Raw genomic sequence first — 16,954 nt, 5'->3', positions numbered from 1 at the left:
GGCTATACACATGACATTATTTAAACTATATCATTCAGATGGTATACACATTATTACCGACGTAAAAAAACATAAAACAAATATTGAATTAAAAACAATTACAGGCGAAGTATTATATATTATCGTCGTAACAGATGAAAACTACACAGTGTACGACGATCGTTTTGCAGGTGCCTCTAAGCAGTTAAATTCTGTAGAAGCATTTGATATAGATGGCAGCTTTCGTAGCCTAGATTTCGATAATATGCGCTCTTTATTTAAAGAAGCCTTTACAAAGTTATTACAGCAAATCGCTGAGTGCGTTCAAAGTAAAGAGGAGCTAGTCGATATTGACACACTCCGTCATAAAGTAAGTGCCCAAATAAAAGGCATCCATTTCCGTGTCATTTCTGATACGAAAAAATATGAAATTTAACCTCTCACAGACTGTTCATTTTGGACAGTCTGTTTTCTTTTCACCTCCCTTCCCAGCTGAAACAAAAACATGCTTCTTGACTTTCATGTATAATGGGACTTAATAATCTGAAAAAAAGGGGTGTTTAGAATGAATCGTGAACAATTAATCACACTCATTTCAGAAAAACTGAAATTAATCCGTACTGAAAAAGCTTTTACCCAGGATCAAATGAGTGATTTACTTGGACTATCTAAAAAAACACTTGTCCAAATTGAAAAGGGGCGTATTCTCGCGGGATGGACAACTACTGTTGCCGTCTGTACTTTGTGTCGTGACAGTACTATTTTGCAACACGAGCTAGGCGGTGAACCGTTAGAGGTTGTGGATTTGATTGCGAATAATGGAACATTGCAGCCTAAAGATAAAACAATGGGTGGATACATATGGTGGAAAAATATACATGAGCATGGAGGGTTCCGACTACAGCAAAATATCATTAGCCTTCATTTCCGCATTTTAGACAATAATAATTTTCGTCTAATCTCAACATTTGATGAACAAGTAGCTAAACAAGCATGGGAAAAGCTACAGATGTAACCCTCCTCCATCTAATAGACTCCTTCCTAATAGTAGAAGCAGTATTCCTGCTTCTACTGTTGTTAGTTGTTTGCCCTCCTTCTCCCACTTATATCGACACACTATAGACAAATATATAAAGAAAAGAAATTACCTGTCATAGGATAAAGAGAATGGATTCTGTGAAATTTCTATAAAGGATAGATAGTTGAAGCTAGGAAAGTCGAAATTTGCAGAAATATTTTCTATACTTAATAGTAACCGCTGTGATATTGGAAAGGATGCGCATAAATGAATCGAATTCTAGCAATAAGTGATATACACGGAGAATTAGCGCTTTTTGAGGAACTATTACTAAAAGCAAACTATAATCCAGATGAAGATCATCTTTTTTTACTCGGTGATTACATCGACAGAGGTCCAGCTTCTAGTGGCGTGTTAAATTTAGTGAGCGAATTACAAGGAAAAGGAGCACGAATTCTCCTAGGAAACCATGAAGCCATCATGCTCAATGCATGCCGTTCTGGTCTTGCTAAACCATGGAACCATTGGGTAGGACTTTGTGGGGGGGATGCAACATTAGCAAGCTATGGCTACCAGCTGAGCGATTTCGAGGATGCTATTGCTAGCCATACTTTGCCTAGCTTTATTAAAACGTTGCCAAAGCTAGAAGAGCATTTACAATTAATTGAAAACTTCGAAACATACATTGAATTAGAGGATGCTATATTTGTACATGGTGGAGTTGTACCAGGCGTTGCGATGTCAGAAACGGACCCCATGCAATTACTATGGATCCGAGAAGAATTTCATGCAGGCTATCAAGGAGATAAAACCGTTATCTTTGGACATACACCTACGTATAGACTTCACCATAACCCAACTGATTACAGTGTCTACTTTGGTGAAAACAATATTATCGGAATTGATGGTGGTGCTGTATTTGGTGGACAATTACACGCATTCGAATGGCCAAGTCGTCAAATATTCTCAGTCGAACATAAAAAACCAACAAGTAACGATTAACTTGTTGGTTTTTCCATTAATATAACTTGAAGATAACACCTACTAAAGAGTACACAATAACTGTTGTGAATAATATGGTCATATGGAATAGTGAGAACACAAACATTTTGGTAGCCCACTTCACTTGATCTTTATTACTATGATAGCCATATATACTCATTACTAGCCATGCAATACTTAATAGTAATGCGACGAGCATAATTCCCACACTTAAGGAACCAAATAAAAAGCTTGATAGAATTAATAAAATTAAATAGAAATTTGTTTGATAATACGTACGGCGCATACCTTTAACAACAGGAAGCATTGGCACACTTGCTGCTTCATAATCTACACGTTTGCGGATTGCAATGGCATAAAAATGCGGCATTTGCCAAATAACCATCACAAAAAATAAACCTAGGATCGCAGGGTGTGTTATATCTGTCGATACGGCAGACCAGCCAATTAATGGCGGTACTGCACCACTTATACTACCAATTTCTGTATTATAAATCGTTCGACGTTTTGTCCACATTGTGTAAGGGACTACATATAAAAATACTCCTAGTAAACCGAATGCCGCTGCTAATGGTGACGCAAGCGCCAAGACGGCTAATCCGATAATTAACATAGCTATCGCTAATGATAGAGTCGATTTTGCTGACATTTCCCCAGTGACGGTCGGTCTGCTTTGTGTACGAGGCATGATCGCATCTATATCACGGTCATATACATTATTAAAGGCCCCTGCTGCTCCAATGACAAGGGCAGAACCAACTGTTGAAAAAATCATTTCTGGTATATTGTCTATGAACGTCATTTTATTTTTGTACATGCCTAGCGTTAAACCAGCCCACATTGGTATTAAATTAGATTTGATAATTCCTGTTTTGACTGTTTGCGCTAAAATAGTAGAGCGAGACGATTTCCCTCGTGTTGTTCCGGAGGATTGCGGTTTATGCTCCGAGTTCAGATTTTGTTCCATTCATCTTAATTCCTTTTCTCCATAATTTCTGCACGCCACAATCGATAGAAAGCGACAAAATTTGCATCTAGCACATCAAATTATTATTTTACCCCTTTTAGTTCTGTTCTGTCTCTAAGTTCACATAAAGTACATGTTTTTATCTAGTAAAGTACGCTCATTCACAACATCTTCTATGATACCACCGACTGACATGAATTTGAACCTTCTTGCTCGATTCTTATCATTACTATTCAAGAAAAGTAAAAAGCCGAGGCAGAATTTTGCCTCGGCTCCTATTATTGAAGATCTCCCTGAAGTTGCTGGGCCAAAAATGCCACTAAATCACGCATATTATCTGGTGTTACCCCATGTCCATCTGGATATTGCTTAAATGTCACAGTAGCGCCAAATTGTTCAAAAACCTCTTTGCTTTCCATTCCCCATTGTGATGGAATAACATAATCATAATCACCATGAGAAATAAAGGCTTGTAAATGTTCAACAGAGCGAACAGAATATTCCTCTGTTACAAATTTAGGTGTATAGCCACTTAATGCGACAATGCCCGTCACTAAATTCCCCATTACAAAGGCCAGTGATTGTGCTAGTACGGCTCCCTGGCTAAAGCCTAATAAAAATACTTTATGAGGATCAACTTGATATTCGTCAATTGCCTCTAATATAAATCGTTGTAAAGCCACTAATACTTTATCGAAGATAGCACGATCCGGTTGCCCTACCTCTTGAATAGTGAAGAAAGCATAACCTGGTTTTTGTGTAATGGGTCCACGCAAACTAAATATATGACATTGTTCTTGAAAGTCCTGTACTAATTGTGGTAAGTCGTCTTCATTACTTCCCATACCATGCAATAAAAAAATAGCAGGGTATTTTTTTGTAGTGTCCATATTAGTAGGTGGTGTATGTTTAAAAGTAAATGGTGTATTCATGTCTTCAAATTCCTTTCAAAGTCAATCTTTGTAACAAAGCTATAGTAATTTTGTTTTATTGATTAATCCATCTGTATGGTAAGCAATATATCCATTGACAACACGAATGGTCTCTAGTGGATCTGCGTCAAAAAGTATTTGTGATTGCTCAGGTGTGGACACCAGAACCGTTAATAAATCCATACGCATAGAATGCCCCGCAGAGCTATATGCATAGTCGTAGATGATCGCTTCCTCTGTCATGCCTTCTGTCTCATATTGTTGATGGAATAATTCCTTTACAGTATCCATTTGCTCTGCTACCTGTTGTCGGATACGCATCTGATGCATCAATAATTCCTCTTCTAAAGCTGAGGGCTTTACCCAATTTTTAGCGTTTAGCATGTTCAGAAATTCTTGTTCCCACGCCTGTTCATTCTCAGTAAAGTAGAGCATATTAATCATTAGCATATCCCAGAAATCAACAGCCGTAGTTGCTGAATTTCGTTGTATTGCTATAGTTTCTTTAAAATGTTCTTCTACCTTAGTAATATTCATATTGCGAACTAAATGATTACATACGTTTTCAATAAACTTATTTGCCACTTCTTGTGCCATAAAAAATCCGTCCTTTATATCTACAAATCATTTTTTTCTATCTTATCATACCATGATTGTGAAATATGGCAACGAAGCCCTCTCTATAGACATTTCACAAAAGGATGTCTCCCTTTGTAAGGGAAGACATCCTGAATGAATTACGAGAAAACATAGCTATCCATAGTATCCAACGTATTTTGAATAGCATCTTTCAATGATCGTTGATGTTCACCACAGGAAGCTATTGCCTCTTCCAAAGCGATTGCAGCATTCGCCATAAACGGTGCCATTTGCAAATCCTTGGCTAATTGAATAAGAACTAATGCCTTATTCCATTTCCAACGAGGGTTAGTTGGATCTAAATTGATCGCCTGCTCCAAATAACCAAGCGCATCAAAAGGCATCCAGCCAAAGCGGTGCATAGTCTGGCCCGTAATTCCCCAATAGACGGCCTTATTTGGATTTTCCTTAACGGCTTGTTGAAAGCAATGTACACTTTCATTGTACTGATGTGCAAATAAAAACAGCTCTCCTTGCGTAAAGAAGGATTGGGCTTTTTCATTACCTGTTCCTGTCTTTGCTGCCTCTTCTAATTGCTTTATATTCATTGCAAATGCTTCTTCATCTTTAATTGCACGTATTGCTATAACCGCATCGGATTCTGGATAGCTTTCGTCCGCACGTTCTGCATGTTGTATTTCTCCATAAAGAGTGGGCTTTGGATAATAAGCGAAATCATACTCTTCTAATAAAATTATATATTTTTGCGCAAGGGCTTGTTCCTCTTCATTTGTCACCTTTTTTGCAGCTTCATAGCATTTCATTAGTTCGCCATTGTAAAAAAAATCATCCATTGACATTTAAAAATCCCTCCAGTGTATAACTATTCAGTCTTTTTAGTATACACTACAACATAAAAAGAGACTGATCAAAATTTTGATACAGTCTCCTTTAGTATTATTTTTTTAACACTACCGTATTTAAGAAGTTACGTAAGTCCTCTTCTTTTAGTGCCCCTACAAAACGGTTCACTTCTTTTCCATCTTCAAAACGGATAAACGTTGGTGTTGCTTCAATATGATATTTCTCCCATAAATCTTCATATTCATAGACATTCAATTGAGCAATATCGACACCCAGTTCATCTGCAATTGGCATTAATTCAGGAGTAAATGCTTGACAGTGTACACAAATCGGGCTGAAGAAATACGCATTCACAGGTTCACCAGCTTTAATCTTTGCCTCTAATTCGTCTGGTAACATAATGTTTTGATAGTTTTTGTCATCTAATTGATCAATTGTTTCTTGTTTCAGCTTTTTATCGCCATAAGGGTTGTTTGCGCTCTCTAGTTTACTTTTGTTTGAGACATTGGTAAGCACAATAATTGCTGCAAATAATACAACAATAACGGAACCAATAATTAATAATTTTTTCACTAGAATAGTGACCTCCTTTTTTACACTAAAATCCTAATTTTAGTGTATCCGGATTGATTATAAATTGTTTTGAAAACCTAGTAAACTAATTCGCCTTTTAAAAAAGATATTTCACATTTATAACATAATTTTAAGTATATTTGGGAACATACATATTGAGAGTTCATGCAAAATTTGAACGTGGGGTGATTATATGAAAAACTCGTTTCAGCATGTATTTCAAATTTATACGAAGGATATCCGGAACATTGTCACAAACTGGGTAGTAGCTATCATTGTGGGCGGATTGATTTTTCTTCCTTCACTTTACGCCTGGCTTAATATCTATGCCTCTATGGACCCATACGCCCACACATCCAATATGAAAATCGCGATTGTCAACGAGGATACAGGAACCACCGTTCGAAATGAAGCGATTAATGTTGGAAATGAAGTAATCGAGAATTTAAAAACGAATGAAAGCTTTACGTGGGAGCTTGAAAACGAAAAGCAAGCCATGGAGCATGTGAAAAATGGAGATTATTTTGCCATGATCGTTATTCCCAATGACTTTTCGCAAAAGCTCACCTCCATTCTGACAGAGCAACCAACTAAAGCGCATATTGATTATTATGTAAATGAAAAGAAGAATCCGATTGCCCCTAAAATAACAAGTAAAGGAGCAAGTGTCCTTACCCAGCAGGTTTCTAGTGAATTTGTATCAACGGTAAATGGGACGCTATTCTCCATTTTTAATACCATTGGACTTGAAATGGAACGTGAAATTCCTGACTTCCGAAAATTTGAAAACTATGTCTTTACTATAGAGCAGCATTTACCTGATATCAATTCATTTTTAGCACAAGCTTCTAGCCAAGGGAAGGATGCCGATCAATTACTTAATCGTGCGATCACACAAATTCCACAAGTAGAACAATTAACAACAAATGGTTTGACTACTATTCAAAAGGGTCTAACTCTTGTGAATGAAGCAGATGCTCTGTTTAATGAGCTATCTCCCCTTATTAAAAAGGATGTACAAACTGTCCAAAATATTGCGCAGCACTTCACAGATATTATGAATAAACTCAACAGCATTGATCTTGATTCAGCTTCTATCACCCAAACAAAAGAAGCATTAAAAAATCAATTGTCAACGTCCAAAGAGAACATAACGCATAGTATTCAAACACTTGAGGCGCTACAGAAGTTGATTCAAGCGGATACTTTAACGCGAAATCAGTTGCAGGATTCCTTAGATCGTATCATCGCATCTTTACAGCAAAGTAATGCCCAAGATAATGAACAAATTATTGAACAGCTTACAGCTATTCGTGATGCCCTGCAAAATAATCCGACCTTTACCGATTCAACTATAAACGCCCTAAAAGACTTGCAACAATTAAATACGTTACATGCAGATATCCTTACAAAAATTGAACAATTACAGCCCATTGATAAAAACATCATTCAACAAGACATTACAGCGATTCAAAACATCGCACAAAATGCGACGGCTAATTTACAAAAATTCTTGGTCTACTATAACGATAAATTGGAGCCACAAATTCGCTCAACATTGTCTAGTGCTAAAAGTACATTAACAAGTGCTTCTGCCATGTTGACGGATGTAAAACAATTCATACCTCAGGCAACAGATAAATTGACACAGGCAAAAAATACGTTAGGTACGGCTAATAATGCTCTCCAGAAAATACAAAGCGAGTTCCCTACTCTAAGTACAAAAATCAAGGATCTAGCGAATAAACTTCGAACTTTAGAAAATGAAGCGGATATTTCAGAGATTGTGCAATTATTAAAGAATGATGTCAATGCCGAGCGTGATTTCTTTGAAGAGCCCATTAAACTAAAGGAACATCGACTATTCCCTATCGCCAACTACGGAACAGCGATGACACCATTTTACACAGTGCTATCGATTTGGGTCGGTTGTTTATTATTAATTTCACTATTATCCGTAAATCTACATGAAAATTCACCTTATAGTATCCGTGAAATCTATTTTGGCCGCTTACTAACATTTGCAACTTTTTCTATTATACAAACTCTCATCATTACGATCGGTGATACTTTTTTAGTTGACGGTTCTATTCAGGCGCCCGCTTACTTTATCTTGTTTGGACTTTTGATTAGCATAGTATTTGTAACCGTTGTGTATACGTTAGTCTCGGTCTTTGGAAATGTTGGAAAAGCTTTAGCGATTGTGATGCTTGTTTTACAAATTGCGGGCTCTGGTGGGACATACCCTGTGGAATTATTGCCAAGGTTCTTCCAAATCATTAACCCATTTTTACCTTTTACGTATGCCATTGAAATGATGCGTGAGGCGGTTGGAGGCATTATCTGGTCAACTGTATGGGTAGATCTCCTCTTCTTAATTGGTTTCTGGTTTGTCTTTATCCTCTTCGGCTTTTTCTTAAAAAAGTTACTGAGCGAGAAAATAGAACATTTTATGAACAAAACACGCGGGTTAGATATATTTCATTGATTTTCAACTAGGCTCCATGTAAATGTTTATGACAACGATGGTATAATGGAAGTATTGTAAACATGTGGGAGGCGCTATTGTTGAAGAAAACGGTTTCTATTTTTATTGTTTTGGCGTTAATGTTATTAAGTGCGTGTGGGGAAAATAAGAAAAATGTTGAAAATGATCATGTAGCTACAGAAGGTGAAACTTCCCATGAAGGGGATAGTCATGCTTCAGGCGATATTCAGGAAGAAACAGCTTCAGCAAATGTTCTTCCAACGTTTTTAGAGGGTAAACAAGCAAATATTCGCTTGGTTTATCAAGTTGCTGGGCAATCTACAGAAATTCTTGAATGGATGCCATGTTATTGTGGATGTGGCGAATCTTCTGGTCATAAAAGTAATTTAAACTGCTTTATTCAGGAAAAACGTGAGGATGGATCCATCGTCTGGGATGATCACGGTACTCGTTGTTTAGTGTGCTTAGAAATTGCTGTACAATCGGCTAAAATGCATCAGGATGGCAAGAGTCTAAAAGAAATTCGCCAAGTCATTGATGAAACATATAAAGAAGGCTATGCAAAACCAACACCAACTGATATGCCGGCATAAAAAAGCAAAATCCATCGAGAAGTTCATTCTCGATGGATTTTGTCATTTTTCCTTCTCTTTCATTTTCAATATTTGGTAAACCGCTGTCAATCTCAATATAAGTTACCACCTTGTAAAAAAGACTGTAGACAAACTCAACATTCAATGAGTTTACCTACGCTTAACGCGACTTTGCTTTTATTGTTGCACTTGATTTTTCTTTCTTTTTCGAAGGATGACATATAGGATCACTGCAATGACAATTATTAATCCTATAAATTCGGCAATTAGGACCAATGATATTTCACCTTTTTTAACTGCTTTCACATCAGTATTATTAACGTTTTGATCTACTGCTACTACAAATTGCCCCTCTTTTGTTTCAATTGCAGCCCCTGCTTGTGAATCAGTCTCTTTCAAGTGTGTATAAAAGTCTCCTTTAATAGAGGCATTCTTAAACGATTGTATCCATAATAATGGCTGAGTGTTCTGCCAAAAGTTTTTAGTCATATAAGCATATTGACCAATTGCCTCAGGTAAAAAGCCTTGTTGAATTAGTTGTTCAGAAGAATTCGGAATTTGGTTAGCATTTTTGGATAGCCATTTATGCTGCTTCATGTCTCCCATAAAAATGACCGCATGCTTTTGTAAAGCTTCTTTGGTGACATCTTTGTCCTTCATAAGAGTGATATTGGCCATTTTGCCATTCATCATTAATGCCTTATACATAGATAGCATCTTTACATCATCCATGCTTTCATTATTAGGAATCACCATTAATGTATGATCATGAAAGGAATTCGGAAAATCACGTAAAGTAAAGGTTGGTTCAGTGGCATCTTTAGTGATCGATAAAGAACTAGCACTATCTATATATAACCAATAACGTTCATTCGTTGTTTCACATGGGTCCTCTAATTGAAAGCCTGTTACTTCAAATTGAATATCTGTCATAGATTGTTGATTCAGAACATTAGTTTGAATAGGTAGTAAAGCCTCATACATATCTGTAGTAGTTTGCTCTAGCTTTCGTAAATCTACTGAATGTGGGACATTATTGATATAGGCAATCAATTCAAGTTTTCGATCATCATCATCATGATTGTCTGGTATACTAGCTGACTTCTTTAACACTAATCGCATGACCGCTTCCTTATTGGCCTCTAATTGTGGCAAGGATACATAATAATGTGGGGTCATAGTTAATTGACTAGACAATGTTTGGTTTTCAAAGCCAAACTGCTGAAAGGAAATGGTTGAATCTGAAGTACTGTCTATTTTCGGTAAATCTTTAATGGCTAATGTATTTCCGATTAATTGCCCGGATAATCTAGATTCTGTTAAAAAGGATAATCGTTCCTCAATCGCTTTTCCGTTCGTTGAAGTCACAGCCAAAATAGGTACCCGTTGATTTGAATCTGTATTTAGTAATTCCTGCATAGATAATGTCATGGTGTCGTCACTAACATTGATTTTATCTAATACATTTTTGAATAAGCTTGTACTAAATTCCTTTTGTCCGCCTATGATAACAATAGGTCCAGACACTTGATTGACCGCATCTTCACGTTTAATCTGCACATTTGTATCACCATGCTCTGATAAATAAGCAGAGAGCTGGTATCCACTGTTTAAAGTTGCTTCAGAAGCTTGCTTTGGTAAAATAACTGTTGTTGCATATCCTTCATAACCCAAAAATGCAGTTGGATAACTAGTTAATGTCCATGCTTGGCTCTCCTCGCTAAAAGCTGACATGGAAGATAATATATCGATACGTAACCAATTACCTGCATTACCAGGTGGCACACAAATACCTTCTTTTAGAATCCCATAAAAACTTGCAGTAATCTTGTGAGTCCCTTTTAATAAAACCTCTTTTGGAAGATTAACGACAATCGTTTGCTTAAGTGAATCTGCTTTCAATGGCACCGTTTTGACCGCTACATCATCCACTTTCACGGTAAACGAGGATGGTGCTATAAGTAGCTCTGAATGTTGAATTTGAAAAGTAACTTGCTGGCCATTTTGTTTTACATCATCTACTAAATTATAATAAAAATCTCTTGATGAGGATGGCCCCTGTAATTCAATTGGCTGTGATAATAAAGGCTTGTTTTGCTTTTGATTGCCTTCTATCGCAATTGTTTGATCATCTACGGTAATGGTAGCCGCAACAGCGTCATTTGTAATACATAAAAAGCCTATAAAAAATAAAAGTATAGAGAAAAATTTGGCTCTCATTATTCCGCTCCTTTATCTGTTTGCTTTGAAAATCGTTCTGTTTTATACCATTGCACTTCTTGCCCAGTAAACATGCGCTTTATTTCTAAAAATAATGACCATACGACTAGTACAATCCACATTTGGGAATACGTAAAATACATAAGAATGACATATAAGAAATTCTTTTTATTCATTTCAGTTTTTTCAATACTTAAGGTAATCATTACTTCTCCTAGGAATAGTAAAAAGGCTAAAACCCATAAAACAAGGGCAATATCGCCAACGGTCAAACCAATGTCATAAAATAAATTAATAATAAATAAAGCATTAGATAAAATAACGCCAAAGAAAAATAAGAAATACGTAAAGAAGAAATAAAATAAATCAAACATAATACTTTTTCTTTTTAAGGTGAAAAATTGACTTAAAAACTTCAGAACTACATATTGATTGCCCCTTGCCCATCTTGTTCGTTGTTTCCACCAAACTTTCAATGTCTCGGGCTCCTGCTCCCAAGTAATAGCCTTTGGGAAAAACCGAATATGATAGCCTAAGTTATAAACACGAATAGTCAGCTCTGTGTCCTCTGCTAATGCTTTTACATCCCATCCACCTAACTGCTCTAAAACTGTACGGCGAATGGCAAAATTAGTACCAGGAATGGTTGCTACCTTAAACCATTTCCAACGGCCACCCTGAGCCATCCACTGGAAGCAAATTGTTTCTATATTAATAAACCTTGTCAACCAAGTTTCAGTCGCATTAATGACGCGAAACTTCCCTACAGTGGCCGCAGCTTTTGGGTCATTTATGAGACCCATTACTAAGTACCAAACTGCCATCTTTTCAGGTGTATTATCTGCATCATAGACCACTACAATGTCCCCTGTAGAATCAGCTAACGCAGAATTTAATGCCGAAGATTTACCCTTCCCTTTGTTTGGCTCCACGGTTTCAATTACTCGAATAAATGGAAATTTTTCCGCATATTGCTTGGCGATATCACCAGTTTCATCAGAGGAATTATCATTAATGACAATCACCTCTAATTTATCTTTAGGATAATATAAACGAGACATAGCCCGTAATGTCTGCTCAATTACGAGTGCTTCATTATGAGCTGGTATAAAAACACTGACAGAGGGTACATGAGTCATTTTTTTAGACCACTCATCGATTGGTTTTTCAAATGAACGGAAATGTAAATAGCCCCCCTCCATTAAAAACATGTGGTAGAGCAGCATAATCCAAATGAGGAAAAGTGAAATAAAAAATAATAGATTAGCCATTTGTCTTCCTCTCCTCAAACAATCTCTTACGCAATGTAATTCGTAATCGTAAGGTACTTATAAAAAATAATGTAACAAACAGGGATACAACAAAGACAAGGATCCATAAAATTAATTCGAATGGCCGTTCATCGAATGAAATTTTTAAACGCTCTTTTTTAGAAAAAGATAAATCAATGGTCTGTTCACCATCTTTATGTTGGACAATGGAAACATTCTCTGACTTTACCTGTTGGTTTGTTTGTCGGAAATTCATGAGTTCTATTTGTGGTTGCCTTTTTAGCACATCAACAAGTTCTTGAACAAAAGAAGAATTTACATAAGCAGGATATTGAATACCGATAATGGAACTAGGAACCTGTAATAAAAGGTCTATTTTTCGTTTGACAGTATATAAAGGATTGCTGTCTGTATCAGGGATGGTCCCTACTGTCATTGGATAGATGGTGCGGTTGTCCATTTGTGTGATATATAATGATGGACTTTCTTCCCGGATACTCCCTTTAAATAAGCTACTCTCATCACGGCTTATAGAAGGATAAATATTCCTCAATGCTAAATAATCCAGACTCTTTTCAGGTGAAATAGTAGAAGAGAGGATAAATGGATAACCTTCATTTTGTAGCTTTTGCAAATAACTTAATAATTTTTTATTATCATGTAAGTAATATATATTTTTTTCAGATTCATCCAATAATATAGGTGTTACTTCAAGTGCAATCGGCACCCTACTTTTGGTGAATGCCTTCACTACCTTTTCTAACTTTCCCACATCTGTTTTCATATTAATATCTGATACAACAATAAAAGCTGGATGTGACTGAGGCTTGGGTAATTGCAATAAATCGCCTATGAGGGTAGGCCATTGATATTGTAAGGTTCCTCTATTCACAAAATCTCCGATATACGACCAATTGTTCTTTTTAACAACAAAAGGATAGGATTCATTCATTGAGGAAGCTCTTTTCACGACTTCGAAATCAGCAGAAGGTAAAACACTTTTCCATCTTACAGGGTTGTCTAAACTTTCTTCCCCAATTGCTCGGAGCTCAATTATTTGACCTTGCTGCCATTTAGCAAATGGGCTGAATTGAAGAGCATTTTCACCAATCAAAATCGCAGAACCTTGAAAATGATTCACCGCAGCTAAAGCCTTCTCAGGAATAACTGTTGGATACGCGTTAAAAATAACAATCCGTTTATAACGTTGCAGCATCTGCTCTTCTATTTCTTCAATCGCTAAAACATCTACGGACGTATATACTTGAAGCATCTCTTGCAAGGCTATAACATCACGATTTGGTTGCTGAGTACTTGTGACAAAGATCAATGCTATGTCTTTGTCATCTTGTGCAGCAAATACTGTTTCACTTGTTACAAAAGTATAAAAACAAAGCATTCCAATGGCGAACCATAAGTTGTATTTAGAGCGCACTTGTTTTCATCTCTCTTTCCAGTTCTGTTAAAAGCTCATCAAATGTTGTTTCCATCAATGGTCGATAGGTCATAAAGCTTGTTTTATAATGGAGTGTGACCCATTTGCCATTGACCAATTGATGATTTTTCAATGCTTGATCTAGTTTGTCATAAATGACTTCCATATGCTGGTCTGTTGTATCAATTAACAACAACCCTATATAATTTTCACGAAACCGAAACTTTTTATCCGTTTGTCTGACCGTTTGTTGAATTCGTTGGGAAAGCTGCTGCCATAAATGCTGTACCTCTTTCGCACCATACAGCTTTTGGAATTTATCATAATTTTCAAGCTTTAAAACCATAAAAACAAAAGTATGTTTATGTCGGTCTGCCCTACGCATTTCTTCATTGACGCTTATACGCATTCTCGTTTCATTATCAAATCCTGTTTCCACATCAATGGCTACATAATTTCTAACATCCTCTTGCAGTTTTTTTAAATAGTTTCCCTGTTCACTCATTAATTCATGCACCTTTCCAGCACAAAGAATGAGGATCAAAAGTAGAATCCCGTAGGCGAAAAACATTTGCATGGAAAAAGTAGGATTTAGAAAAATTACAGCTCCTGCTATTCCTGTATATAGTAATGTCGAGCCTGTAATAAAAATAAAAACGAGGCTACTCACAAGACCAAATACTGTCCCTCTCCAAAGTGTTAGTACGATGAGAATCATTAAAAAGGTGTACAATAATAAGCCTTCAGCATTCTGACGGAGTAAAAAATAAGCTGGTAATTGTAACAATAAAATGAGTAATATTCCATAACCTAAAATAGCTTTATTTCTATTTATTGTGGTACGCATTTTCTACCTCCCTTTCTGCTAATAGTGGTAGTAAATTATCAAAACTATGCGTTGACTTTGTATGTTTATCGATATAGCCTGATGAAGGATCTTTTAAAGCTGTCATCTTTTCCATGAATTGCTGAGCTAATTGCTGTTCGTTTAATGCCAGCATATATCTTGCTGCCATGGCATAAACAGCTGGCGATTCAAAGTTAACGGTCGGTTGATTCGTTTGCGCACTGTAACGACCATAGAGTTTACCGTCTCTCTTCAAAAGGTTTACTAGCCAGTTTTTAAATGGCATTGTGTCCCCGTCCATCGAAGCAAGATGATAGGCTGTATATAATTGATCGATCATGTGCAATTCCTCGTCGAACACATAACTTTTAGTGGCAAGGTCAAAATATTTTGGGAAAAATCCTGCCTCAGCTATTGGGGTATTTTGTAAAATGTCCAACTGATGTTGAACTTGTTGCTGGGATAAAAGACCATGCTGCTCCATTTCATAAAAAGCAGATGGCATAATATAGCTCATGGTTAAAGCTGTTGCTTTATCATGGCTATTAACATCGACATAATCGACAAACAGTTCTTGATTCATCCCATACTGAATCAAATTATCTCCAATTTGTTTACCCAATTGTTCATAATCTGAATCATGCCATTTCTCACTGGCATCCAGTAAAACACGGATGATGCGTAAATCATCAATCAGTGCATTGACAGAAGCTTTTTTAGTACCATCTAATCGCCAAACAATAAAGTCGTTTGACAAAAAATACGATTTCAAGACATCGACTTGTTCATCAAAACGTGCTTGATCATCTTTTTCTACTAGATAGGCAAGCCATAAGCCAACCGATTCAGATAAAAACACATCCTTTTGGGTATCTAAATCTGTGCGTAATAAACCTTTTCCATTCATTAAATCTTCGATGACAAATTGTTCCGTCGGTGAAGTAGCAGGCTCTTTTTGTAACGCTACCTCTTTTTCTGTACAGCATATTAAAAGAAAAACAACACTAACTATTAACAAAAACCATTTAAAATTTTTTATCATCGTCATCTTCCTCATTAATTGTTATTTTTCTATAATGAAATCCCGATTTTATATTATAGTATACAATAATTAGAAAGGCTAAGCTTTTATATGAGAAGAGTCATACATTAAACATTTTTTATAAAAAAAGATGCCCCGAAAAGGTCTATAGACCCATCAGACATCCCGGATTTATTCTATAAAAGCTATATTTTTTGGTAATTTCCTATTTAAAGTAAAAATTGTTATGACTATTTTTTTGGACACGGACCAATGGGTTCAATTATGTCTATTACTTTACAAGCTGTAAAATTGTTTTAAATTGTTCATGGTCTGCTCGTTGCAAAAGCTCATATAAAATCATTTCCATACTAGTTGGATAAATACCAAGGGCACTCATCTTAGCTAATCCGACTTCCTTATTGGCTTTTGTTCGAGAGGAAACAGCATCTACCACTACCTCAACTTCAAATCCTTGTTCCTTTAGTTGTCTAGCTGTTTGGTAAACACAAATATGCGTTTCAATGCCAGTGACAATAAATTGAGAACGCCCACTTTCCTTCATCGCTTTCACAAATTCTTCTTCCTCACATGCACTAAAAGCCATTTTAGCAATTGCTTGTCCTTGAAGATGTTGTGCTATATCGAGTGCTGTACCGCCTAAACGACTCGGATTTTGTTCTAGCCATAAAATAGGTACTTCCAGTGCCAGCATCGCTTGTATCAACTTAGCAATGTTTGCAATCGTTGCTTCACTCTCATCAACAATTGTTGCTAGCTTTCCTTGCACGTCAACGACTACTAAACAAGCTTCTTCTACTGTAAACATCGTGAACACCCCTTTTCTATTCTTTATTTATTATACAAAAACTCACGTTAAAATGGGTTCATTTAAAATCTTATCGTACATATTGATTCATCATCTGCATAAATAAACGGTATATGTTATATTCTAGCCCTTCCCTATCTCCACGAGCATGCCCTTTTCCACCGCTGTTAAAATCCGAACATTAAACGGATTGTAACGGATGAAATTTATTTCAATTACGAAAATTCCAACTTTATTTCCGATAAAACTGTACTTTTCGTTCGTATTTGAATTAAAAACTCCTGTTAATTGTGTACATTTTGTTGCGAGGCTGTCGCTATTCTGCTCAAATATTAA

16 protein-coding genes are annotated in these 16,954 nt (G+C 36.3%); 5 read left to right on the top strand and 11 right to left on the bottom strand.

What is annotated here, in order from left to right:
• Positions 1 to 10 precede the first annotated feature (10 nt).
• The 3 genes from KVT27_RS14570 (at position 11) to KVT27_RS14560 (ending at position 1,999) form a co-directional block, all read left to right on the top strand.
• Complete coding sequence (locus tag KVT27_RS14570; RefSeq protein WP_036127117.1) at positions 11 to 415, top strand: hypothetical protein; 405 nt, start codon at positions 11 to 13, stop codon at positions 413 to 415.
• Between the two features lie 129 nt (positions 416 to 544).
• Entirely contained in the window at positions 545 to 994 is a 450-nt protein-coding gene (locus KVT27_RS14565) for a helix-turn-helix transcriptional regulator (protein WP_025116018.1), read from the top strand.
• A gap of 270 nt (positions 995 to 1,264) precedes the next feature.
• Complete coding sequence (locus tag KVT27_RS14560) at positions 1,265 to 1,999, top strand: metallophosphoesterase (RefSeq protein ID WP_036127119.1); 735 nt, start codon at positions 1,265 to 1,267, stop codon at positions 1,997 to 1,999.
• A 16-nt stretch (positions 2,000 to 2,015) separates the two neighbouring features.
• Here KVT27_RS14560 and cyoE read toward each other — a convergent pair whose 3' ends face one another.
• The 5 genes from cyoE to KVT27_RS14535 form a co-directional block, all read right to left on the bottom strand.
• The gene (cyoE, locus tag KVT27_RS14555) at positions 2,016 to 2,966 is read right to left on the bottom strand and encodes a heme o synthase (RefSeq protein WP_036127120.1); all 951 of its coding nucleotides are present in this window, start codon (positions 2,964 to 2,966) and stop codon (positions 2,016 to 2,018) included.
• A 278-nt stretch (positions 2,967 to 3,244) separates the two neighbouring features.
• Complete coding sequence (locus KVT27_RS14550; protein WP_036127121.1) at positions 3,245 to 3,898, bottom strand: alpha/beta hydrolase; 654 nt, start codon at positions 3,896 to 3,898, stop codon at positions 3,245 to 3,247.
• A gap of 39 nt (positions 3,899 to 3,937) precedes the next feature.
• Positions 3,938 to 4,495 carry a hypothetical protein gene (locus KVT27_RS14545; protein ID WP_036127123.1) on the bottom strand — a complete coding sequence of 186 codons (558 nt, stop codon included), beginning with the start codon at positions 4,493 to 4,495 and terminating at the stop codon, positions 3,938 to 3,940.
• A gap of 140 nt (positions 4,496 to 4,635) precedes the next feature.
• Positions 4,636 to 5,337, bottom strand: coding sequence for a tetratricopeptide repeat protein (locus tag KVT27_RS14540; RefSeq protein WP_036149086.1), 702 nt, complete (start codon positions 5,335 to 5,337; stop codon positions 4,636 to 4,638).
• Positions 5,338 to 5,434: 97 nt separating this feature from the next.
• A complete protein-coding gene (locus tag KVT27_RS14535) occupies positions 5,435 to 5,914 on the bottom strand; it encodes a thioredoxin family protein (RefSeq protein WP_025116012.1) in 480 nt (159 codons plus the stop codon).
• 193 nt (positions 5,915 to 6,107) lie between these two features.
• Between KVT27_RS14535 and KVT27_RS14530 the strand changes: the two genes are divergently transcribed.
• Entirely contained in the window at positions 6,108 to 8,402 is a 2,295-nt protein-coding gene (locus KVT27_RS14530) for a YhgE/Pip domain-containing protein (RefSeq protein ID WP_208705639.1), read from the top strand.
• Between the two features lie 80 nt (positions 8,403 to 8,482).
• Positions 8,483 to 8,995: a PCYCGC domain-containing protein gene (locus tag KVT27_RS14525; RefSeq protein WP_217581503.1), complete on the top strand. Its 513-nt coding sequence runs from the start codon at positions 8,483 to 8,485 to the stop codon at positions 8,993 to 8,995.
• A gap of 177 nt (positions 8,996 to 9,172) precedes the next feature.
• Here KVT27_RS14525 and KVT27_RS14520 read toward each other — a convergent pair whose 3' ends face one another.
• The 6 genes from KVT27_RS14520 to KVT27_RS14495 all read right to left on the bottom strand — a co-directional run bounded on the left by KVT27_RS14520 (position 9,173) and on the right by KVT27_RS14495 (position 16,618).
• Entirely contained in the window at positions 9,173 to 11,215 is a 2,043-nt protein-coding gene (locus tag KVT27_RS14520; RefSeq protein ID WP_217581502.1) for a cellulose biosynthesis cyclic di-GMP-binding regulatory protein BcsB, read from the bottom strand.
• Positions 11,215 to 12,486 carry a glycosyltransferase family 2 protein gene (locus tag KVT27_RS14515; protein WP_036127130.1) on the bottom strand — a complete coding sequence of 424 codons (1,272 nt, stop codon included), beginning with the start codon at positions 12,484 to 12,486 and terminating at the stop codon, positions 11,215 to 11,217. Before KVT27_RS14515 ends, KVT27_RS14520 begins: the two co-directional genes overlap by 1 nt.
• Positions 12,479 to 13,885 (bottom strand): polysaccharide deacetylase family protein, encoded by a 1,407-nt coding sequence (locus tag KVT27_RS14510; RefSeq protein WP_036149608.1) that lies wholly within the window; start codon positions 13,883 to 13,885, stop codon positions 12,479 to 12,481. Before KVT27_RS14510 ends, KVT27_RS14515 begins: the two co-directional genes overlap by 8 nt.
• 25 nt (positions 13,886 to 13,910) lie before the next feature.
• Complete coding sequence (locus tag KVT27_RS14505) at positions 13,911 to 14,768, bottom strand: diguanylate cyclase domain-containing protein (protein WP_150907144.1); 858 nt, start codon at positions 14,766 to 14,768, stop codon at positions 13,911 to 13,913.
• On the bottom strand, positions 14,749 to 15,810 hold the full coding sequence (locus tag KVT27_RS14500) for a glycosyl hydrolase family 8 (RefSeq protein ID WP_225316133.1): 1,062 nt from the start codon (positions 15,808 to 15,810) through the stop codon (positions 14,749 to 14,751). The genes KVT27_RS14505 and KVT27_RS14500 overlap by 20 nt, the downstream gene beginning before the upstream one ends.
• A gap of 271 nt (positions 15,811 to 16,081) precedes the next feature.
• Complete coding sequence (locus KVT27_RS14495) at positions 16,082 to 16,618, bottom strand: isochorismatase family protein (RefSeq protein ID WP_217581501.1); 537 nt, start codon at positions 16,616 to 16,618, stop codon at positions 16,082 to 16,084.
• Positions 16,619 to 16,954: the final 336 nt, after the last annotated feature.

The organism is Lysinibacillus sp. GbtcB16 (genome assembly GCF_019091145.1).
GTDB classification, from domain to species: Bacteria; Bacillota; Bacilli; order Bacillales_A; family Planococcaceae; genus Lysinibacillus; species Lysinibacillus fusiformis.
This window is presented reverse-complemented; position numbering and strand designations above follow the sequence as displayed.